Annotated in this window: 23 protein-coding genes and 1 tRNA gene; 9 read left to right on the forward strand and 15 right to left on the reverse strand. The window is 32.3% G+C overall.

What is annotated here, in order from left to right:
- Positions 1-2: 2 nt before the first annotated feature.
- Complete coding sequence (gene tatC / locus LOS89_RS02910; RefSeq protein ID WP_231836260.1) at positions 3-824, reverse strand: twin-arginine translocase subunit TatC; 822 nt, start codon at positions 822-824, stop codon at positions 3-5.
- Positions 824-1789 carry a KpsF/GutQ family sugar-phosphate isomerase gene (locus tag LOS89_RS02915; RefSeq protein ID WP_231836262.1) on the reverse strand — a complete coding sequence of 322 codons (966 nt, stop codon included), beginning with the start codon at positions 1787-1789 and terminating at the stop codon, positions 824-826. The genes tatC and LOS89_RS02915 overlap by 1 nt, the downstream gene beginning before the upstream one ends.
- Before the next feature lie 85 nt (positions 1790-1874).
- Here LOS89_RS02915 and recQ point away from each other — a divergent pair, with 85 nt between their 5' ends.
- The gene (gene recQ, locus LOS89_RS02920) at positions 1875-4070 is read left to right on the forward strand and encodes a DNA helicase RecQ (RefSeq protein ID WP_231836263.1); all 2196 of its coding nucleotides are present in this window, start codon (positions 1875-1877) and stop codon (positions 4068-4070) included.
- A 152-nt stretch (positions 4071-4222) separates the two neighbouring features.
- Here recQ and LOS89_RS02925 read toward each other — a convergent pair whose 3' ends face one another.
- Complete coding sequence (locus tag LOS89_RS02925) at positions 4223-4585, reverse strand: DUF983 domain-containing protein (RefSeq protein ID WP_231836265.1); 363 nt, start codon at positions 4583-4585, stop codon at positions 4223-4225.
- A 2-nt stretch (positions 4586-4587) separates the two neighbouring features.
- Complete coding sequence (locus tag LOS89_RS02930; protein ID WP_231836267.1) at positions 4588-4827, reverse strand: hypothetical protein; 240 nt, start codon at positions 4825-4827, stop codon at positions 4588-4590.
- Positions 4828-4908: 81 nt separating this feature from the next.
- On the opposite strand from LOS89_RS02930, the gene LOS89_RS02935 reads away from it, so the two are divergent.
- Positions 4909-6471 carry an NAD(P)/FAD-dependent oxidoreductase gene (locus LOS89_RS02935; protein WP_231836268.1) on the forward strand — a complete coding sequence of 521 codons (1563 nt, stop codon included), beginning with the start codon at positions 4909-4911 and terminating at the stop codon, positions 6469-6471.
- 51 nt (positions 6472-6522) lie between these two features.
- Here LOS89_RS02935 and LOS89_RS02940 read toward each other — a convergent pair whose 3' ends face one another.
- The 4 genes from LOS89_RS02940 to LOS89_RS02955 all read right to left on the reverse strand — a co-directional run bounded on the left by LOS89_RS02940 (position 6523) and on the right by LOS89_RS02955 (position 10807).
- Entirely contained in the window at positions 6523-7149 is a 627-nt protein-coding gene (locus LOS89_RS02940) for an HmuY family protein (RefSeq protein ID WP_309508558.1), read from the reverse strand.
- A 29-nt stretch (positions 7150-7178) separates the two neighbouring features.
- Entirely contained in the window at positions 7179-9251 is a 2073-nt protein-coding gene (locus LOS89_RS02945; RefSeq protein WP_231836270.1) for a TonB-dependent receptor plug domain-containing protein, read from the reverse strand.
- The gene (locus tag LOS89_RS02950; RefSeq protein WP_231836272.1) at positions 9251-10144 is read right to left on the reverse strand and encodes a DUF6607 family protein; all 894 of its coding nucleotides are present in this window, start codon (positions 10142-10144) and stop codon (positions 9251-9253) included. Before LOS89_RS02950 ends, LOS89_RS02945 begins: the two co-directional genes overlap by 1 nt.
- Before the next feature lie 216 nt (positions 10145-10360).
- Positions 10361-10807, reverse strand: a complete 447-nt coding sequence (locus LOS89_RS02955) for a cold-shock protein (RefSeq protein ID WP_231836273.1) — start codon at positions 10805-10807, stop codon at positions 10361-10363.
- Between the two features lie 296 nt (positions 10808-11103).
- Between LOS89_RS02955 and idi the strand changes: the two genes are divergently transcribed.
- The 7 genes from idi to LOS89_RS02990 all read left to right on the forward strand — a co-directional run bounded on the left by idi (position 11104) and on the right by LOS89_RS02990 (position 14901).
- Positions 11104-11631, forward strand: coding sequence for an isopentenyl-diphosphate Delta-isomerase (gene idi / locus LOS89_RS02960; protein WP_231836275.1), 528 nt, complete (start codon positions 11104-11106; stop codon positions 11629-11631).
- Positions 11632-11739: 108 nt separating this feature from the next.
- The gene (locus tag LOS89_RS02965) at positions 11740-12150 is read left to right on the forward strand and encodes a 6-pyruvoyl trahydropterin synthase family protein (RefSeq protein ID WP_231836277.1); all 411 of its coding nucleotides are present in this window, start codon (positions 11740-11742) and stop codon (positions 12148-12150) included.
- Positions 12151-12152: 2 nt separating this feature from the next.
- Complete coding sequence (locus LOS89_RS02970) at positions 12153-12605, forward strand: peroxiredoxin (RefSeq protein WP_231836279.1); 453 nt, start codon at positions 12153-12155, stop codon at positions 12603-12605.
- A 190-nt stretch (positions 12606-12795) separates the two neighbouring features.
- The gene (locus tag LOS89_RS02975; protein WP_374107727.1) at positions 12796-13761 is read left to right on the forward strand and encodes a type I phosphomannose isomerase catalytic subunit; all 966 of its coding nucleotides are present in this window, start codon (positions 12796-12798) and stop codon (positions 13759-13761) included.
- A gap of 57 nt (positions 13762-13818) precedes the next feature.
- Positions 13819-14088 carry a hypothetical protein gene (locus tag LOS89_RS02980; RefSeq protein WP_026724519.1) on the forward strand — a complete coding sequence of 90 codons (270 nt, stop codon included), beginning with the start codon at positions 13819-13821 and terminating at the stop codon, positions 14086-14088.
- A gap of 75 nt (positions 14089-14163) precedes the next feature.
- Positions 14164-14237: transfer RNA gene (locus tag LOS89_RS02985), tRNA-Thr, on the forward strand.
- Between the two features lie 265 nt (positions 14238-14502).
- Positions 14503-14901, forward strand: coding sequence for a GNAT family N-acetyltransferase (locus LOS89_RS02990; protein ID WP_231836282.1), 399 nt, complete (start codon positions 14503-14505; stop codon positions 14899-14901).
- A 173-nt stretch (positions 14902-15074) separates the two neighbouring features.
- On the opposite strand, the gene LOS89_RS02995 is transcribed toward LOS89_RS02990, so the two are convergent.
- From LOS89_RS02995 to LOS89_RS03025, 7 genes are all read right to left on the reverse strand, one after another.
- A complete protein-coding gene (locus LOS89_RS02995) occupies positions 15075-15839 on the reverse strand; it encodes a DUF4369 domain-containing protein (protein WP_231836283.1) in 765 nt (254 codons plus the stop codon).
- Between the two features lie 107 nt (positions 15840-15946).
- A complete protein-coding gene (locus LOS89_RS03000) occupies positions 15947-17806 on the reverse strand; it encodes a M61 family metallopeptidase (RefSeq protein ID WP_231836284.1) in 1860 nt (619 codons plus the stop codon).
- Positions 17807-17858: 52 nt separating this feature from the next.
- Complete coding sequence (locus tag LOS89_RS03005) at positions 17859-18140, reverse strand: TIGR03643 family protein (protein WP_231836285.1); 282 nt, start codon at positions 18138-18140, stop codon at positions 17859-17861.
- 54 nt (positions 18141-18194) lie between these two features.
- Positions 18195-18476, reverse strand: coding sequence for a TIGR03643 family protein (locus LOS89_RS03010; RefSeq protein ID WP_231836286.1), 282 nt, complete (start codon positions 18474-18476; stop codon positions 18195-18197).
- 139 nt (positions 18477-18615) lie between these two features.
- Complete coding sequence (locus tag LOS89_RS03015) at positions 18616-19218, reverse strand: alpha-ketoglutarate-dependent dioxygenase AlkB family protein (RefSeq protein ID WP_231836287.1); 603 nt, start codon at positions 19216-19218, stop codon at positions 18616-18618.
- A 48-nt stretch (positions 19219-19266) separates the two neighbouring features.
- A complete protein-coding gene (aqpZ, locus tag LOS89_RS03020; RefSeq protein WP_231836288.1) occupies positions 19267-19968 on the reverse strand; it encodes an aquaporin Z in 702 nt (233 codons plus the stop codon).
- A 110-nt stretch (positions 19969-20078) separates the two neighbouring features.
- Positions 20079-20987 carry a DMT family transporter gene (locus LOS89_RS03025; protein ID WP_231836289.1) on the reverse strand — a complete coding sequence of 303 codons (909 nt, stop codon included), beginning with the start codon at positions 20985-20987 and terminating at the stop codon, positions 20079-20081.
- Positions 20988-21129 lie beyond the last annotated feature (142 nt).

Here is a 21129-nt window from a genome sequence, read left to right on the forward strand (position 1 = left end):
TTTTATGCTTTTAATTTTTCTTTTTCTTGACTTCTAACTACTAAAACACTTATAAGGATACTTGCTTCATATAATATCATGATTGGAATTGCAACAATAACCTGACTAATAACGTCTGGAGGTGTTATAATTGCTGATAAAATTAAAACAATTACTAAAGTGTATTTTCTGTATTTTCTTAAAAATTCTGGGTTTACCAATCCTATTTTTGTTAAAAAGAAAATAATTATAGGTAATTCAAATAGTAATCCGCTCGCTATTGCAGATGTTTTCATTAAGCTAATATAGGAATCAATATCAATCGAATTATTGATTTCTGGACTCACTATATAACTAGCGAAAAATTGTACCGATAAAGGCGCTATTAAATAGTAACCAAATAAGACACCAATAAAAAACAAAAAGGAAGAAATAATAATGAATGAAACTGCATATTTTTTCTCTTTTTCATACAAAGCTGGACTAATGAATTTCCAAAGTTCCCATAAGAAGAAAGGAAATGCAAAAATGAATCCTACTGTTATTGATGTCCACATGTGCATTGAAAACTGACCTCCCATTTCTCTGTTTTGAATAGGAAGATTTATTTCGGTAACACACATGGTTTCTTCCAAGTTGAATTGTTTGCCTAAATCACAAAAGAATTGATAGGTAATAAAATCTGGGCTTTTTGGACCAAAAATAATTTCATTAAAAATAAAATCGCTGAAGAAAAAAGCCACTACACTGCAAATTAATATTGCAGCTGAAGTTCTAACTAATAACCAACGTAATTCTTCAAGATGATCTAAAAAAGACATCTCTTTTATGTTTTTATCTGCCATTATACGATTCCTTCTTTTAAAATATCGTGTAAGTGTAGTATTCCTTTGTATTCGTTATCGTCAATTACTACTAATTGCGTAATCGAATTGTTTTCTAAAATATTTAATGCTTCAGAAACTAAAATAGTAGAATTGATGTTTTTGGGATTTTTAGTCATGATATCTTGTGCTGTTAAATCGGCAAAAGTATCTCTGTTGTTTAGCATTCTACGGATATCTCCATCCGTTACAATTCCAACTACTGTATTGTTGTCAACTACAGCGGTAACACCCAAACGTTTTTCTGAGATTTCCATGATTACTTTTTTGATAGAAGCATCTGGACTAACCATAGGTTTGTGAGTTGTGTCCAACATATCTTTTACGCGTAATAGAAGTTTTTTACCTAAAGCACCTCCAGGATGATAAACTGCAAAATCTTCACTTTTAAAGTTGCGCATTTCCATTAAGCAAACAGCTAAAGCATCACCAAGAACAAGTTGTGCAGTTGTACTGTTAGTTGGTGCTAAGTTGTTTGGACAAGCTTCATTTTCAACATAAGCGTGTAAAATATAATGTGATTCTTTTCCTAAAAATGAGTTTTTATCAGCTGTCATTCCAATTAAAGTATTACCAAAACGCTTTAATAACGGAGCTAAAACTTTAATTTCAGGACTGTTGCCACTTTTAGAAATACAAATGATAATATCTTCTGGTTGTACCATTCCTAAGTCGCCATGAACTGCTTCAGCTGCATGTAAAAACATTGAAGGTGTTCCTGTAGAATTTAACGTGGCTACAATTTTTTGAGCTATCAAAGCACTCTTGCCAATGCCAGTTACTACTAGTCTTCCTTTGGTATTATAAATTTCTGTAACACTTTTTGCAAAGTCATCATCAAGGTAATTTACAAGATTTGCAATGCTTTTACTTTCGTCAAGTAAAGTCCTTTTTGCGGTAGCTAAAATCGTATCAGTTGTGCTCAAAATTGAAATATTAAAAAATTTGTATGTGTAAAAGAAAATTGTATCTTTATGTTTGCAAATTTAGGTAAAATCATATTAATAGAGAATGAATCCAAACGAAATTGATTTACATAAAGAATTAAAGAAATATTTTGGTTTTAACCAGTTCAAAGGTCTTCAAGAACAGGTTGTTAAAAGTATTATTACAGGAAATAATACTTTTGTTATTATGCCAACAGGTGGAGGAAAGTCGTTATGTTATCAATTACCGGCTTTAGTGCTTGATGGAACTGCAATTGTTGTTTCTCCACTTATTGCCTTAATGAAAAACCAAGTTGATGCTATTCGAAGCTTGAGTTCTGAGTCTGGAATTGCACACGTTTTAAACTCATCTTTAAATAAAACAGAGATTGCTAAAGTAAAAAAAGACATTACTTCAGGAATCACTAAATTGTTATATGTTGCTCCAGAATCGTTAACAAAAGAAGAATATATTGAATTTTTAAATAGCGTAAAATTATCTTTTGTTGCTATTGATGAAGCACACTGTATTTCAGAATGGGGGCATGATTTTCGCCCAGAATATAGAAACTTAAGAAATATTGTTCGTTTATTAGGCGACGTTCCAATGATTGGATTAACCGCTACGGCAACTCCAAAAGTACAAGAAGATATCTTGAAGAATTTGGATATGCCAGATGCAAATACGTTTAAAGCTTCATTTAATCGTCCTAATTTATATTACGAAGTACGTACAAAAACGAAAAATGTTGAATCAGATATTATTCGTTTTATAAAACAACATAAAGGGAAATCGGGAGTAATCTATTGTTTGTCACGTAAAAAAGTAGAAGAAATTGCTCAGGTTTTACAAGTAAACGGAATTAGTGCTGTGCCTTATCATGCAGGTTTAGATGCTAAAACACGCGCTAAACATCAAGATATGTTTTTGATGGAAGATGTTGAGGTTGTAGTGGCAACGATTGCTTTTGGTATGGGAATCGATAAGCCCGATGTTCGTTATGTAATTCATCATGATATTCCAAAATCACTAGAAAGTTATTATCAAGAAACGGGTCGTGCTGGTCGCGATGGAGGAGAAGGACACTGTTTGGCGTACTATTCCTATAAAGATATTGAGAAGCTAGAAAAATTCCTTTCAGGAAAACCAGTTGCCGAACAAGAAATAGGTTTTGCTTTGTTACAAGAAGTGGTTGCTTATGCAGAAACGTCAATGTCGCGTCGTAAGTTTTTGCTACACTATTTTGGTGAAGAATTTGACGATGTAAACGGAGAAGGTGCTGATATGGATGACAACGTTCGTAATCCTAAGAAAAAAGTTGAAGCGCAAGATCAAGTAGTTACCTTGTTAAAAATGGTTCGCGATACCAAACAATTATTCAAGTCAAAAGAAGTTGTTTTGGCATTAGTTGGTAAGGTAAATGCAATTATTAAAGCACAAAAAATAGATACGCAATCTTATTTTGGAAGCGGTTCGGGTTTCGATGAAAAATATTGGATGGCACTTATTCGTCAGGTTTTAGTTGCGGGACTTCTTACAAAAGATATTGAAACCTATGGTGTGTTGAAAATGTCTGAAAAAGGAGAAGCATTTATCAAAAAACCAGAATCGTTTATGATGTCGGAAGATCATGAATACAACGAAGAAGAAGATGAAGCAATTGTAACAGCTGCTAAATCTACAGGAACAGCAGATGAAGCTTTAATGAGTATGTTGCGCGATTTGCGTAAAAAAGAAGCGAAAAAGCTTGGAGTTCCTCCATTTGTTATTTTTCAAGATCCTTCATTAGAAGATATGGCTTTGAAATACCCAATTACTGTTGAAGAGTTAAGTAATGTTCACGGTGTTGGAGAAGGAAAAGCAAAAAAATACGGAAAACCATTTGTTGAGTTAATCAACAGATATGTAGAAGATAACGATATTATTCGTCCTGATGATTTAGTAGTAAAATCTACTGGAGCCAATTCTGGATTGAAGTTGTATATTATTCAAAACGTTGATAGAAAATTAGGTTTAGACGATATTGCTAAAGCTAAAGGTTTGGATATGGATGGTTTGTTGAAAGAAATGGAACAAATTGTGTATTCGGGAACTAAATTGAATATCAATTATTGGATTGACGAAATTTTAGATGAAGATCAACAAGAAGAAATTCACGATTATTTCATGGATTCTGAATCAGATAATATTAAAGATGCTTTGAAAGAATTCGATGGCGATTACGATATCGAAGAATTACGATTGATGCGAATTAAGTTTATTAGCGAAGTAGCAAATTAAGATTAAATAGTAAAATAAAAGAGGCTTTCTTAACCATTGTGTTTTGTCAAGCTGAACTCGTTTCAGCTTCTAAAAATATTTAATTTAAGTATTTTTGATTCCGAAATAAATTCGAAATGACAAACGACTGTTTAGAAAGCCTCTTTCTTTTTTTACACAGAATACTCCTTAAACATATAAATCCAAATGATTCGCGATAGTTTGATATTGATTAAGGTTAAACTCAAAATCACCACTCCAATTATTGGAATAATACGTAAATCAAAAGTTTCTTCAAAAAACGGCATGCAAACGAAATAGGTGATAATTGCTTCAGCAACTCCTAAAGCATAACTTACAAACATAGCTCCAAAGAAAAAACCAGGTTCTTTTTCAAATTTTGTTCCGCAATTGGAGCAATTTTCATGCATTTTTGGAAAACTAAAGCTAAAATGCAACAATCCTTTTTCAAAAATCTTTCCTTTGTTGCAATTGGGACATTTGTTCCCAAACATATTGATAATAGTACTAATCATAATTAATTTATGGTATAAATTTCACCGCGATGTGGTTTTAAAATATCTCTAAATCTAATCATATCTCTCTCTTCTACTACAATAAAAGCGATAGCATGCATTTCGTTGATGATTTCAAAGCCTGTTTTTTCTAGTGTAATTTTCTCTTTTTCTAAGTACTCGTTTAGATGAATATCATGATGTTCCGCTGTTTTGGCGGCGGCTTCTCCTCTAAAATCCCAAATTAGTTTTATTTTTCGCATTTTGTAAGTTTCAAAGTAGCAAAGTTACAAAGTCAAGTTTCAAATTACTATTTTTGCAGCATAATTAACAATGAATACACTATGCCACGCGAATTTCAATTTCAAGTTTCACCCGAAGTAGCCGCAAACGAAAGTTTGTTAGCCCAACATGTAGCGAAGCTATTTCAGGTTAGCCCTAAAGAAATTCAGAAAGTAGTGGTTGTAAAGCGTTCGATTGATGCACGTCAGAAAGCGATAAAAATTAACATTAAAGCGAATGTATTTCTAGTTGGAGAAGCCTATATTGAATCTAAAATTGAATTACCCGATTATCCTAATGTTACCAACAAACAAGAAGTAATTGTGGTTGGTGCAGGTCCGGCTGGATTATTTGCTGCTTTGCAATTAATAGAATTAGGATTAAAACCAATCGTTTTAGAACGCGGAAAAGATGTACGCGGTCGTCGACGTGATTTGAAAGCTATTAATCGTGATGGTATCGTAAACGAAGACTCTAATTATTGTTTTGGAGAGGGTGGAGCAGGAACGTATTCTGACGGAAAATTATATACTCGTTCTAAAAAGCGAGGTGACGTAGACCGAATTCTAGCGCTTTTAGTAGGCTTCGGAGCTACACCTGATATTATGGTGGAAGCACATCCGCACATTGGAACTAATAAATTACCTCAAATCATTCAAGATATTCGCGAGAAAATCATCGCATGTGGCGGACAAGTATTGTTTGAAACTCGTGTGACGGATTTTGTTATCAAAAATAACGAGATGCAAGGTGTTGTACTTCAAAGCGGTGAGGTTATTTCGGCTAACAAAGTCATTTTAGCTACCGGACATTCGGCTCGTGATATTTTTGAATTGTTACATAAAAAAGGGGTTCATATTGAAGCGAAACCTTTTGCTTTAGGTGTTCGTGCAGAACATCCTCAAGAATTAATTGATCAAATTCAATATTCATGCGATTTTAGAGGTGATTATTTGCCGCCTGCACCGTATTCAATTGTAAAACAAGTGAATGGTCGTGGTATGTATTCGTTTTGTATGTGTCCAGGTGGTGTAATTGCACCTTGTGCAACGGCTCCAGGTGAAGTAGTTACCAACGGATGGTCACCTTCAAAACGCGATCAAGCTACAGCCAATTCGGGAATTGTGGTGGAATTAAAATTAGAAGATTTCAAACCGTTTCAAAAATTCGGACCGCTAGCGGGAATGGAATTTCAAAAAGCTATCGAGCAAAAAGCATGGCATTTAGCGGGTTCAACCCAAAAAGTTCCAGCACAACGAATGGTTGATTTTACGCAAAATAAAGTTTCGAAGGATATCCCAAAAACCTCATATGTTCCCGGAACTACTTCGGTTGAATTAGGACAAGTTTTCCCTGGATTTTTAACTCAAATCATGCGAGAGGGTTTTGTGCAGTTCGGAAAATCCATGCGTGGTTACATGACAAATGAAGCCATTTTACATGCTCCAGAGAGTAGAACTTCATCTCCAGTTAGAATTCCAAGAGATAATTATTCATTGGAACACGTTCAAATTAAAGGCTTGTATCCTTGTGGAGAAGGTGCTGGTTATGCTGGTGGTATTATTTCTGCAGCAATTGATGGAGAAAAATGTGCTTTGAAAATTGCTGAGAGTTTAGGGGAATAAAAAATCACAGCTCTCACTGTGATTTTAATTTTGAAACGAAAAAAATGGTATTTAGAAATTCGTTCCGTTTGGTTGGTAAACATATTTAAAGGTAAAATATCTTGTCAACGAAGTCGCATCTGGATTTGCTGGAGCATCTTTGTAATAGCTAATAATTTCCATTTTTACATATTTTCCATCATGTGTTTTTACAACAAATACTTTTCCTGCAATTGGAGTAACTATGTTTGTTGCTCCGTCATAATTGTACCAACCATTTCCGCTTCCAGTTGGAATCGCGTAAGTACTTGCGCCATCTTGATTAAAAGTGGAAACATTTGGAATTGTAGTAACAGCATCTAAAGTATTTGAAACAATACTTACAGCTCCATTTCCTGTGCGAGTTGGCTCATCTGTAATTCCAATCGCAGTTCCACCATTTACAATAATTGTTGTGCCACGAAATGCAATATCCCATGAATCGTTTGTTACAATTGCGTTTTGAGAAAAACTAAATTTTGTAAATTCACCTCCAACTGGTGCACCCATTCCGCCAGTTTGTGGTGCATATAAATTTGAGAATGTTTTAGTTTCTAAAGTTGCTGTTCCAGATGTGTTATCATCGTCATTAGAGCAAGAGGTAAAGAAACTAAATACTGAAAGTAGTAAAACCGATTTGAAAAAATTTGATTTGATCATAATTATAAAATTTATTGATTAATTGTTTTTTAAAATTGATATTGGATTCTGGTATATAATTGTCTTCCTGATACATTTGGAATATTATTTTCATCTTTATAATCAAACAGATTGTTTACTCCAAATTGAACGGAAAAACGATATTTAAAATCTTTATTTATTGTCAGATTTGTTAAAAAATATCCCTTAACAAAATCGTCGTATTTATCTAAAATAGCATTGTTGTTAGAGTCGAAAATTCCGTATTTACTTCTGTAAAAAACTCGAGCATTAATTGATGTTTCAATTGATGGTATTAGATAATTTAGTTTAATATTTGCGGTATGTTTTGAACGATTGTATAGTCCAAAATAGTCACTAGGTTTAAGTCTAAAAGAGGATAATGTTATCGGATCTCTTGCGAAAATTTCGCCTCGTTCAATTTTATCTACAATGGTTTGGTCTTTAGCAATTAAGTATTGGTAACCTGAACTGATTGAAAAATTGGAATTAATTTTATATGTTCCGTTTAATTCTAAACCATAAGTGAAAATTTTGTCAATATTGAAATAAGAAAAAACATTTTGACCGTTTGTTCTTTGTGCAATTGCTCTTGTGTCAATTAAATTTTCTATGGTATTGTAGAAAAAATTATAATCAACAGAAAGCTTATTCTTTTTATAATATCCACCAAAATTGATGTTTATAGAACTTTCTGGTTTAAGTGGGTTTGAAAAATCATAACCGTTTGTAAATAATATTTGCCCTTGACTTTGTAATTCAGCAAGCTTTTCGGCTGCTACATTGTAGCCTAAAACAGTGTAACCCACAGATGAATTGGTAAAATCAAAATACAATTGGCGTAAATCGGGTGCTTTATAACCGTATCCAAGAGAGGTTTTTAAAGAAAGATTATCATTCCATTTATAATTTAACCCAATTTTTGGACTAAATTGTGATTGATATTGGTGATGGTTGTCATAACGAAAACCAACCAATACATTCCATTTTTCTTTTAAGAACCATTCGAATTGACCAAATAAATACTCAGAATTTAAGTTTGCTTTTTCTTCGAAATAGGTTCTTTCTAGCGTTTCATAATTCACACCAATTCCGGTTGTAAGTGTATTTTTACCTAATTTATAATGTGAACGAATTTCAGGTCTATAAAACCATTGGTTAAAATTACTTTCATCAAACAATTGATTGTTTTCGTCATTTAAATATTCATCTGCTTCATAGTTAGTTGCATATAAATCATAAACTAATTTGAAGTTATCAGAAACGGCATGATTTAATAAAATAGAATTGTTCCATTCATTAATTTTACTTTTTCCTCTGAATTTATCAGTTCCAACTTCTGATTTATAGTCTTGGTTTTGATTGTAAATTCTCGAGTTTAATAGCAAATTCACTTTGTCAGAAAAATTAATTTTTACTTTTGGTTGAATAGTAAAATTTGAATAGGGTTCAACTGTTTGAACAAAGTTACTTTCCGAAAGATTATAACCATTCGTTTTAAAGTAATTTCCAAACAATTCAAATCCGATTTTTTTCTTGCCAAATTCAAACGAAGTTGAAATATCATGTGTATTAAATGTAGCCAACTTGTAATTGATATTGCCTTTTAATTGTTCTTTAGTTGTTGTTTTTTTTGTGATAATATTTACAACTCCAGCTAATGCTTCAGAACCATATAAACTTGAGGAAGCACCTTTGACAATTTCAATTTTTTCGATATTGTTAACCGAAATTCTACTTAAATCTAAAGTTCCTGCACTTCTTCCAAAAAGAGGTTGACCATCAATTAAAACCATAACATAGGCCGCATCTAGACCTTGCATTTGAATACCTTCGCCACCGCCAAAATCAGGTACAGTAATTAAACCCGTTTGCTCTTGAATAATTTCATTCAAACGACTTAATCCTGACTTGCGAATGCTTTCGCCTGTGATAATTTGTGTTGGCAAAGGTAATGTTGCAACGCTTCTTTCAGTTCTTGTTCCTGTTACAATAACTTCTTTAAGATGACTCGTTTTTAAAGAATCAGTCTCTACTTGAGCTACCAATAATAGACTACAAAAATTAAAAAATAGTATGCCTATGTATTTTTTAAATTGCATTATTTTGAAACTATAAAACTGTCAATTACTGTATTGATTTCTTCTTGGCTTGCGTCTGCTTTTAATTTGCTTAAGTGCATATATAAAGGCTTTCCATCAATATCGCTTTTTAGTTTAATGTCTTTGTTTTTTGCAAATTCTGCATCCCATTTTGTGCGAACTTTTTTCCAAAATTCTTGGTTGGCTACCCACCATTTTTGAGCTGCTTCACATTTTGAATCATCAACTTTTGTATAAGTATTATGACCTTTTTCTTGCGCTAAAACATAGTCATTACCTTTTTCGTCTCTAATGATTTTATCGTTATCTTGGTCGTGAATCCATCCATCCTTGATGATTTCGTGAACATTAGTTCTTTTAGTAATGTTATAATCACTTCTTTGCGTATACTCTCTTCTTGGAAGTGGTGCGTTTGTAGTGTTTTCCCAATAGTGACGACCATCTGCATGAATCCATGATGCGCTACCTTCATACCTTGGCTTATCATCAACTTCATACACCTTTTGTGTCCATTGACCTTTTACTTTATCTTTTGGAAGTGATTTAAATTTCCAATCTTCAAAACCGTTGTAGTCATATAATTTGGTGTTTTCAAATAACCAATCTTGTCTCCAATGCTTTACTATATGACCTTTTCCAACAATTAATAAATGCTGAATTGAAATTTTATCAGTACCATCTTCAATTAATTGAGCCCATTCTAAAGCGGTTTCATGCTTTACTTTTGATGCTTTGTAATTTGCAGAATCTTTAGGGTAGTTAAACGTTTCTGCAAAATTGAATTTGATTTCATAGCAACCACACATTGCTTTAATTGATTTAACATCTTCAGTTTTTTGTGCATAAGTTGAAACTGATAAAAACAAAATAGCAAGTAATAAATAGTTCTTCATTTTTTTGTATTTTAAATTAGACTAATTCTAAACAATGCAAATTTAAAAAACTATTTAGAATAAATCCAAATAATAAAGACATTATTTTTAATTATTCTAAATAGTGAATTGATTTATAATGTGATATGATTATTAAAGAATCAATTTTTTAGTAGGAACAAAAAAATCACAGCTTGCACTGTGATTTAAAGAAATTTGGGATAAAAAGGGGGGAAATTATATTTTTTTAACGTTTACAGCATTCATGCCTTTAGCGCCTTTTTCTAAATCGTACGTTACTAAGTTACCTTCTTTAACTTTATCCACTAAGCCACTGATGTGAACAAAGTATTTTTCTCCAGTTTCTACTTCTTTAATAAAACCAAATCCTTTTGATTCGTTAAAGAAATCGATAGTTCCTCTTCTTTCTGCTGGTGCCTCATCGGATTCAGTTCTTCTTGAAACGCCAATTTCGATACTCTCAACATCAATTTCAATTCTTCTTGAAGGGTCTGGAGGAGTGTTTGTTAAGTGCCCGTTTTCGTCTACATAGACATATAAATCCTCTCCTGATAATTTTGGATTGGCTTTACGAGCTTCTTTTTTTTCTTGTTTTTCTTTTCTTTTTTGTGCTCTTAGTTTTTCTTGTTCTCTTTTGTTGAAGGTTTCTTGCGGTCTTGCCATTAAATTTAATAATTTTAATTAGTATTTTTTAAAAGTAAACGGATAAAAACACACAAGCGAAATAAACAAGAAATTTATAAAGTACTTTTATTCAAAGTATTGCGAGAAGAAATTCATATCATTACTAATGGTGCAAAGATAGTGAAAAAAGTGTTCCAATTGTAAAAAAGCACAATTTAATACATGATTTGGGTTTCGAAGAAACTTTATTCAACACACGTTAAACTTATCACAAACTCAAAAACGAGTATTTAATCCTATCTTTTTTCGTATTTTTGACAAGCATTATAACCTATATGATAGAAGAACAAGTAATTTTAGTCAACGAGCAAGATGAGCCTATTGGGCTTATGAATAAGATGGAAGCACATGAAAAAGCGGTTTTGCACAGAGCTTTCTCAGTGTTTATTTTGAATGATAAAAACGAAGTGATGTTGCAACAACGCGCCCATCACAAATACCATTCTCCTCTTTTGTGGACTAATACATGTTGTAGTCATCAACGCGCTGGTGAAACTAACATCCAAGCTGGAAAACGACGCCTGTTTGAAGAAATGGGTTTTCAAACAGAATTAAAAGAGTTGTTTCATTTCATTTACAAAGCCCCTTTTGATAACGGTTTAACCGAACACGAATTAGATCATGTAATGATTGGTTATTACAATGGAGAGCCTGTTATTAATGAGGATGAAGTAGAAAGCTGGAAATGGATGACTATTGAAGCTATAAAAGGAGATATGGTTGTTAATCCGGATGCTTATACTGTTTGGTTTAAAATCATATTTGATGAGTTTTATCATTATCTAGAAGATCATAAATTGTAAAATTCATTTAGGGAACACAGATTGAAGAAATAAGAGAAATTTTAAAAATCTTATTTCTTAAAAATTAAAATTATATTCTGAATTCAAATTTCTAAATTCTAAATTGCCATGAGAGTAACTGTTTCAAGAAAAGCCCATTTTAATGCTGCGCATCGTTTGTATCGCAAGGATTGGTCTATGGAAAAAAATCAGGAAGTTTTTGGAAAATGTAACAATCCTAACTTTCATGGGCACAACTACGAACTGATTGTTTCGGTAACAGGTGAAGTGGATAAGGAAACAGGTTATGTGATTGATACTAAAATCTTATCCGATTTAATTAAAGAACATATTGAAGAAGCATTTGATCATAAAAATTTAAACGAAGATGTTCCAGAATTCCAAGATTTGAATCCAACAGCGGAACATATCGCTTATATTATCTGGAACAAACTTCGCGTTTTGATTGCTGCTGATAAAGAGTTGGAAATTACTTTATACGAAACACCTAGAAATTTTGTAACTTATAAAGGAAACTAATTATGGCGATTCAAATAGGAGATAAATTACCAAGTTTTAAAGCTACTAAGCAGGATGGAACTGCTTTTGATAGTCATGAAATTCATCAGAAACCTGTTGTGATTTACTTCTATCCAAAGGATTTTACACCAGGCTGTACTACTCAAGCTTGCAATTTTAGAGATGCTTATCAAGATTTTCAAGATTTAGGCGCTGAAGTGATTGGTGTAAGTGGTGATTCAGCTACTTCTCATCAGAATTTTCAACAGAAATATAAATTGCCTTTTATTTTGCTATCAGATTCAGATAGAAAACTACGACGCTTATTTGGAGTTCCAACAGCACTTTTTGGGTTGTTGCCTGGACGTGTAACGTATGTTTTTGATGCTAAGGGTTATTGTATTTATATTTTTGATAGTATGAGTGCGAAAAATCATATTGAAAGAGCTTTGAAAGCGATTCAAAAGGTAAAATAAAAAATCTGTTTTACACCCCTAAAGTCCCCTTAAGGGGACAATACTTTCTTACTATCTTATCTTCATACTATTTTTCAGATTAAAGTTTTAAAAAATATCATTATTTCTGAATTTTCATTACGCTTTATTGCTTTACAATTTCCATCTCTAGCATATTTTAATTGTTTTTCGCATCTTTGCACTTCACTATTTGACTATGAAGTTTTATCCATTAACGTTTACACCAATACTTAAAGACCGCATTTGGGGCGGAACCAAGTTGAAAACTTATCTCAACAAACCTATAGTTTCTGAAACTACGGGCGAGAGTTGGGAAATTTCAACTGTTCCTAGTGATATTAGTGTGGTTGCTACTGGTGTTTTAAAAGGGAAGAACATTAATGAAATTATCGATTTATATCCCGAAGAAATTTTAGGAAAATCGGTCATTAGTCGTTTTGGAAAACAATTTCCTTTACTTTTTAAATTTATTGATGCTAAGGAGGATTTATCCATTCAATTACATCCCAATGATACTTTAGCTAAAGAACGCCATAATTCTTTCGGGAAAACTGAAATGTGGTATGTGATGCAAGCAGATGAATCAGCACGTTTGGTTGTTGGATTTAAAAAAGATTCCAATAAGGAAGAATATTTAGCGTATTTAGAAAATAAAAATCTAATTGATTTGCTAAATGAATATCCCGTTTCAAAAGGTGATGTTTTCTTTTTGGAAACCGGAACGATTCATGCCATTGGAGCAGGGGTAGTAGTGGCAGAAATTCAGCAGACTAGTGATGTTACGTATCGTATTTACGATTGGGATAGAGTAGATGCTAATGGAAATGGAAGAGAATTGCATACAGAATTAGCTTTAGATGCTATAAATTACCAAACAACACCTTCTAAAATTGACTACAAAGAAGAAGTAAATAAAAGTGCAGGTGTAGTAAATTGCCCCTACTTTGTTACGAATATCATTGCCTTACAAGAAACTTATATTTGGAAAAAAGTCAAAGAAGCTTTCACGGTTTTCATGTGTACGAATGGTCAATTTGAAATGATAGTGAATGGAGAGATTCAAAGATATCGCATGGGTGATACGATTTTGATTCCGGCTTGTATAGAAAATCTAACTTTGAGAGGAAAGGCTACTTTGTTAGAAATTTCGATATAATGTATTGAGAACAAAATATATTATGTAATTTTGCTTCAAATTTTAAATTTATACAAAATGGCAAGCGTTAAAAACTTGAAAAAAGAAATCAACTATGTTTTAGGGGATATTGTAAACATCGTTTACATTTGGGAAATGTCTACAGCTGGAAAACCAACTGAAGCATCTGATAAATTAGTTGATGAAATCTACGAAACTTTTGATACTTTAATGACTAGAGCAAATCAAAAAGACGTTGAAAACAAAAAAGCGCATTTTAAACAAATCCGTAAGGATTACGAAGCGGCTGCAAATCAATTTGTTGCGAAAATAAACGAATTAAACTAAAAAATTGCGATAAAAAAGTGCATATTTTTTTTGGAAATTTAATTTTCAGAAGTATATTTGCACCGCAATAGAGTTGCCGGTGTAGCTCAGCTGGCTAGAGCAGCTGATTTGTAATCAGCAGGTCGTGGGTTCGAGTCCCTCCATCGGCTCTAAAGAAGAAACCATCACAGTAATGTGGTGGTTTTTTTGTTTTATACCATTTTGAGTTTATTTCAGAATTTTTAAATGCTAGTGCAAGTGTCACGCTTGTGCACACAAAGTATAAAAAGATTTTTAAATGTTTGAAATATGCTGTCACAAGCAAGATGCTTCCGCTAACGACGTCTTAATCGTTGAAATTTTTATTTATTTGATAAGGGTTTAATACTTCTTAGTAAGTATTTTTGTAGTAGATATTAATAAAAGAACTTAAATATGATTTTAGAATTTAGTTTTGACAAACGACCTTCGGTAGAACAAATAATTGATCTATATGATAAAGCTGGTTTACCAAGACCAACAAATGATAAAGATAGAATTCAAAAAATGTATGATAGTTCAAATTTAATAGTTACTGCTTGGGATAAAAACGTATTGGTAGGAGTTGCACGTTCAATTACAGATTGGGTTTGGAGCTGTTATCTGGCCGATCTTGCTGTTCATCCAGATTATAAAAAAGGGGGAATTGGGAAAAAACTTGTTTATTTGACAAAAGAAAAATTAGGAGAAGAATCAATGATACTTTTGCTTTCAGTTCCAACAGCAATGGAATATTACCCGAAAATAGGGATGAAGAAAGAAGAAAGAGCTTTTTCGATACTAAGGACAAAATAATATTACGAATTATTTTACCTCTAACACGTTTTTATTCTTTTGTTTGATAGTTTTTTTGTTGTTCTTATAACGACTTAATTATTACTTTAACGTTATTGTTAATAGCAATGGTTCATTAACAGATATAAAAAAACCACAACTTTTAGTGTGTGGTTCCTTATGTTTTTACTTTATTATTTTTCAATCGCTTTTCTTTCTTTAATATATTCATTCAGCATTTTTCCATATTTTGATTTTGCAACTTCTGGCGTCATACTTTTTTGAATAGTGTCTAAATAAGCCGTATTGATATCGGCAATTTCTGAAAGTGCTAAATAAGGCGCAATTTCTTTGTCTCCATTTGTTACTGCAAAATGAGCAGTGTAACGATATTTTCTAGTTAATAAGTTTTTATAGGCTTTTTCAATGCTATCTGTTGTGGTTGGGTTTGGTTTTAATTCGTTTTTTAAACGTTTTGCCATTATGGCTAAGTTTTGATCTCTGAATTTACTGTTTAAACTATCAAACTTTACCCATAAATCATGATTCTTTGAACCTGTAACTTTGGCATCAGAAAAAAAGTGTTTTAAAGTTGTTTCTATATGAATATTTCCTGGTTCAGCAAAAAAAGGTAAATTATCGTCTATTGATTTAGTTTGTCCACGGTCTAATATTAAGTATAGCATTTCTGGACTTTCTAACTTGATGTGGCTTTCAAACTTTGAATCGCCATTAATATTTATGCTATCTAATGTAATTAATACAGAATCTTGTAATCTTTGCAAATATAACTTTCCTTGACTTAATCCTTTTACATTACCCGTGATGTGGACATTTGCATCTGTAGCTCCTTCTTTGTTACAAGCCATTAATGTGATAACGGCAATTATGGCTAAAACTATCTTTTTACTCATGATATTATTTGTTGTATTTTGAATTTCGTGAATCTTCGATTTCATTGTGAATTTTAATTTGTGTTCGCAAAGTAAATAAAAAAATCCTCAAAATACTAAGTACTTTGAGGATTTTCAAGTGCAATGTCAATTGCAAAATTCAATTTCAAATTTTAACCTCTTAACCAAGCTTCACGAACTGCTTTTTTAGTATTGTCAGTAGATTGGTAGCCGTCTTGTTTTTCTTTTGGCATTACTACTTTTCCTTTTACAGTTTGTTCTTTACCATCTCTTTTGATTTTAACTGAAATAGCATCGCCATCTTTCCAAGTCATGCTTGCCATAATTAAATCGTAGATGTTGTCTAAATTGTAATTTTTGTCGTTAAAAGCTAAAAGTGTATCATTATTTTTTAAACCTAAGGTTTTCATAAATACATTTAATTCGATTTCAGGTAAAATCATGATTTCTTTTGTGCTTGGATTTACGGTAATATAAGGCTCTCTTTGACCTTTTAAAAATGGATTTCCTGCTACTTCGATAGATGCTTCAGTAACTCCCATTTTAGCAAAATATTTTTCGTAAGGAATAGGAGTTTCACCTGCAACGTGGTTTTTTAAGAATTCTCCAACAGCAGGATAAGTTAATGCTGTGATTTTTGCAAATAACTCGTCGTCTTTAAAGGCTTTTGTAGTTCCGTATTCTTTAGATAATTCTTGCATTAGGTTTAAAATTCCTTTTTGACCATTGCTATTTTCTCTAATTAAAATATCGACACACATCGCAATTAAAGCTCCTTTTTGATATACGTTTAAGTATTGGTCTTTGTAAGGTGGATTCAATACGTTTTTACTCATTTTTGTAAAACTCATATTGTCATTCATTTGGCGTGATTGTGCAATTTTGCCAGCCATTCTTTCAAAAAATTCTTTTTCATCAATTAAGCCTTGATTTACTTGAAATAAGTTTGCAAAATATTCGGTAACACCTTCATACATCCATAAATGTTCTGACATTTGTGGGTTATTGAAGTCAAAATATTGAATTTCTGTTGAATGGATTGTTAAAGGGGTTACAATGTGGAAGAACTCATGAGAAACCACGTCTTTTAATTGTTCTTGTAGCATTTCTAATCCCATCATTTCTGGCATTACTACCGTTGTTGATGTTGGGTGCTCTAACGCTCCAAACCCTTTTGCATCTTTAGCTGCCATGTCTGACAAGTACAATAAGATGGCATATTTTTTTGTTGAGTTAATTGGTCCCAAGAAGCGTTTTTGCGCTTTCATCATCGTTTCCATATTTGGAGTAATTTGTTCTGCCGTATATTTTCCTGTTGGAGAATACACGCTGATGATAATTTCCATATCATCCACCATAAACGAGGTAAAATCCGGTTTTGAATACATGATTGGCATTTCTACCAAACTTGCATACTTAGGCATTAAAAATACGTCCGAAGTTGCACTTGCATCAGCATCGGTCATAGCCGAAACTCCCATTAAAGTTTCAGGATGCGTAACGGTTAATTTATATGGTGTTTCTTCCTTTCCTTTGAAGTAACCAATGAATCCGTGCGTATTCAACATAAAGTTAACTCCAGCATTTATATTGGTTCCAGCAGGTGAGAATACGTCTTCGCTTTCTCCAAAGCCAGCACCACCTTCCGTATCAAATGTATCATTCACTAAATATGTGATTTTTGACAATTTAGTTGCGTTTGAAATAGAATATGAATTTTCATCGATTTTAGCTACTTTAATTGGATTTCCTTTTGCGTCAAAAGCCTTAACGTTTTCGATAAAACGGCCATAATCGTCTTCAGAATAGGTTCCTGGAACTGTTTTTGGGAAATGGAAAGTAACCGTTTCGCTTGTAAAAGTTGGAGGTGTAACGGTAACCATTACTTTATCATCTTTTACATTAATTAAATCAATAGTAACTGCTACATCATTTTGTTGCGTTGTTGTTTGAGTTGGGCTACAACTCCATAAAAATCCCACAAAAGCTAGGGAAAGAATTATTTTTTTCATTTTATCAATATTGTATTGATAATAAGTAGATAAAATGGTTGAATTGTTACAATTAACGTTTAGAAATTTTATTTCCAGTGATTTGTCTTTGCAGTTTGCATTTGAATCGATTTATACCATTTGTGCGAAGTTTGGCATGCTTGGTTGCTCTTCCTTGAACACGTTCTCTCCACATTTTAAAACTAGATGGTTTCATTTCACTGCGCATAATTTCTATAGTTTGTTGTTCGGAGATGCCAAACTGAAAAGTGATGGCTTCGAAAGGCGTTCTGTCTTCCCAAGCCATCTCAATGATGCGATCGATTTGCGATTCAGTGAATTGTTTCTTTATCATGAAACAAATTTCTGTATAAAATAAAAAAACTCTTGTTGAACAAGAGTTAAATTTTTAATCGAATTTATTTTTAAAGTAGTATTTACTATCTAAATCATCATCTTCCAAATCATTAAATTTCATAGGTTTTGGTTTCGGTTTATTAGCCGTAACTTTCTTTTTCCATAGTTCAAAATTGTCTTTGGATAAACGTTTACGCATCAATTCGGTTACATCGTTTTCAGATACCCCAAATTCCTCTTTTAATACTTCAAAAGGTTTTTTTTCCTCTTGAGCCATGGCAACAACTCTATCTAATGTTTCGTTGTCGAATTCTGAGATTTTCTTCTTTTTCATCAGATGAATACTATTTCTTTCTTTTTTAATTGGTTAATAATTCAATATTAGTAAAAAAATAAATTCAAAAAATGTGCCAATCGTTTTTTTGGAATTTTTTATATTAATTCAGGAAATGTTTTATTTTTTTGAAAAAAAATTACAAAATGCTTCTAAAAGTTAAATTTATTCTATTGTTTTTGGATTTCGTTTCTTTTGGTATTTGATGCTTGTAATGAATTTGGCTGCCTTCTTTCATCAATAACAAACTACCGTGGTTCAAATTTAAAGTCATTTTTGCTTCTGGATTTGTGTTGTGTTTTAGTTGGAATCTTCTTACTTCACCAAAACTAACAGATGCAATTATGGGATTTCTTCCTAATTCTTTTTCATTATCGGCATGCCAACCATTGCTATCTTTTTCATTTCGGTACAAATTTGCTAGAACTGTTGTGAAGTTTTTTTCTGCTGTTTGTTCGATTTTATCTTTGATAAAAATTAATGTTGAATTCCATGGGTTTGGTTGCATGGTTATTCCTGAATACGAATACGGTTTTCCTTCATTTCCAAATAAGCATGTAAGACGAGGTTGAGCAATCTTCTTTCCAAAGATGGTAATGTCATCCTGTTGCCAAGGTGTTTCGGTTAGTATTTTTTCAAGTAATAAATCGGCTTCTTCTTTATCAAAGAAATTTGGATAAAATTCAAAAACCGCATCGGGTAGTGGTAATACTATTTTTTCTTTTGGAAATAAATCGAGCATAAAAAAAGCGATGAATAACATCGCTAATTTAAGATTTTATAATGATAATTATTTGTTGTCTTGTAGTAAGTTTTTATAAATGTAACCTCCTATTATCGCTCCGGCAATTGGTGCTACCCAAAACAACCATAATTGTGTTAATGATTCACCTTGAACAAATAATGCCTGAGATGTTGAACGTGCCGGATTTACAGAAGTATTGGTTATCGGAATACTAATTAAGTGAATTAAAGTTAATCCTAATCCAATAGCAATTCCAGCAAACTTACCATTGGCAAATTTATCGGTTGCACCTAAAATTATTAAAAGGAAAAACATTGTAAGAAGAAATTCTGTTAGAAAAGCGGCAAGCATACTATAACCTCTTCCGTTATAAACTTCAGATTTATAAAAATTTGTAGCAAATGCTCCGGCTCCTTCAGATGAGAATGCTCCAGCTCCGTTTAAGATAACGTATAATGCAGCTGCAGCTGCTGTAGCCCCTAAAAGTTGCGAAACAATGTATGGAACTATTTCTTTTTGATGGAATCTTCCACTGGCCCATAACCCTAAAGTTACCGCAGGATTAAAGTGACCTCCAGAGATGTGTCCCACAGCATAAGCCATTGTTAATACCGTTAGACCAAAAGCTAAAGCTACTCCAAGTAGTCCAATTCCTATGTCTGGAACTCCAACTGCAAAAACTGCTGCTCCACAACCTCCAAATACTAACCAAAAGGTTCCGAAAAACTCGGCAAATAATTTTCTCATAGTTAAATAGTTTTATTTACAATTTCTTGTAATGGTTATTTAACTAAGTTAGTGAAAAAAGAAGTGTTTTTAAATTGTTGATAATAAATTTGTTAACAGAGAAGTTGAAATTACTTTTTTCTCTTAAACTGTATGTTCATAATGACAATTGCTAAAATTATTAACACAATTCCAATCCATTGTAAAAGGATCACTTGTTCATTTAAAAGGAAAAAAGCCATTAATACAGAAACTGGTAATTCTAATGAAGATACAATACTTCCTAGTCCAATTCCAGTATGAGGGAAACCTGCATTTAACAACATTGGAGGAATGATTGTTCCAAATAAAGCCAATACAATTCCCCATTTTGCAAAAATTTCAAAGTTAAATGGTGTAGTTTGAGTAAAAAGACTAAATCCGAAAACAATTACGGCTCCACCTAAAAGCATGTACAAACTTCTTTGTGCAGACGAAATTCCTAATGCTACTTTATTTGCTGTAAACATGGTTGTTGTAAATGAAGTGGCTGCTAATAATCCCCAAAATAATCCGTTTGCCCAGTTGATATTTGGGTCGTTAAAATTAATTTTGAAAATATTGATAGCCAAAGCTGTTCCGATTAAAACGATGAATACTGCAGCGATTTTTTGAGCAGATGGGGCTTTTTTATCTAAAAACCATTCTAATAAAACGCCCATCCAAACGGTTTGCATTAATAAAACGATTCCAATAGAAACAGGAATATATTTAACAGCCAAATAATAGAAAACACTCGTCATTCCTAATGAAGTTCCTGCTAACATTAAATGGAAAATATTTTTTGGCGAAGCTTTTACAGCCGTATTTTTGTTCTTAGTTCTTTGAAATAAATTAATAATTAAAATACCAATTATTCCATAAATGAATTGAGATGAAGTAACTTCAGCTGTGGTAAACTCTTCTTTATAAGCCAATTTTACAAAAGTAGCTAGCATTCCATAACTTGTTGCTCCTAATGCTACTAAGAAAACTCCTTTGATGATATTGTTGTTTGACATGATCGTTATTTTTTTAAGGGGCGCAAAGATAGGGAAAAAGAAATGAGTGAAAAGACAACAGAAAAAAGAATTTTTATAAGGTGTTAATTTTAGTAAGAATTTAACATAGCTTTTTTAAATAAAAAATGAAAACTAGAGTTAT

Source organism: Flavobacterium channae (assembly GCF_021172165.1).
GTDB classification, from domain to species: domain Bacteria; phylum Bacteroidota; class Bacteroidia; order Flavobacteriales; family Flavobacteriaceae; genus Flavobacterium; species Flavobacterium channae.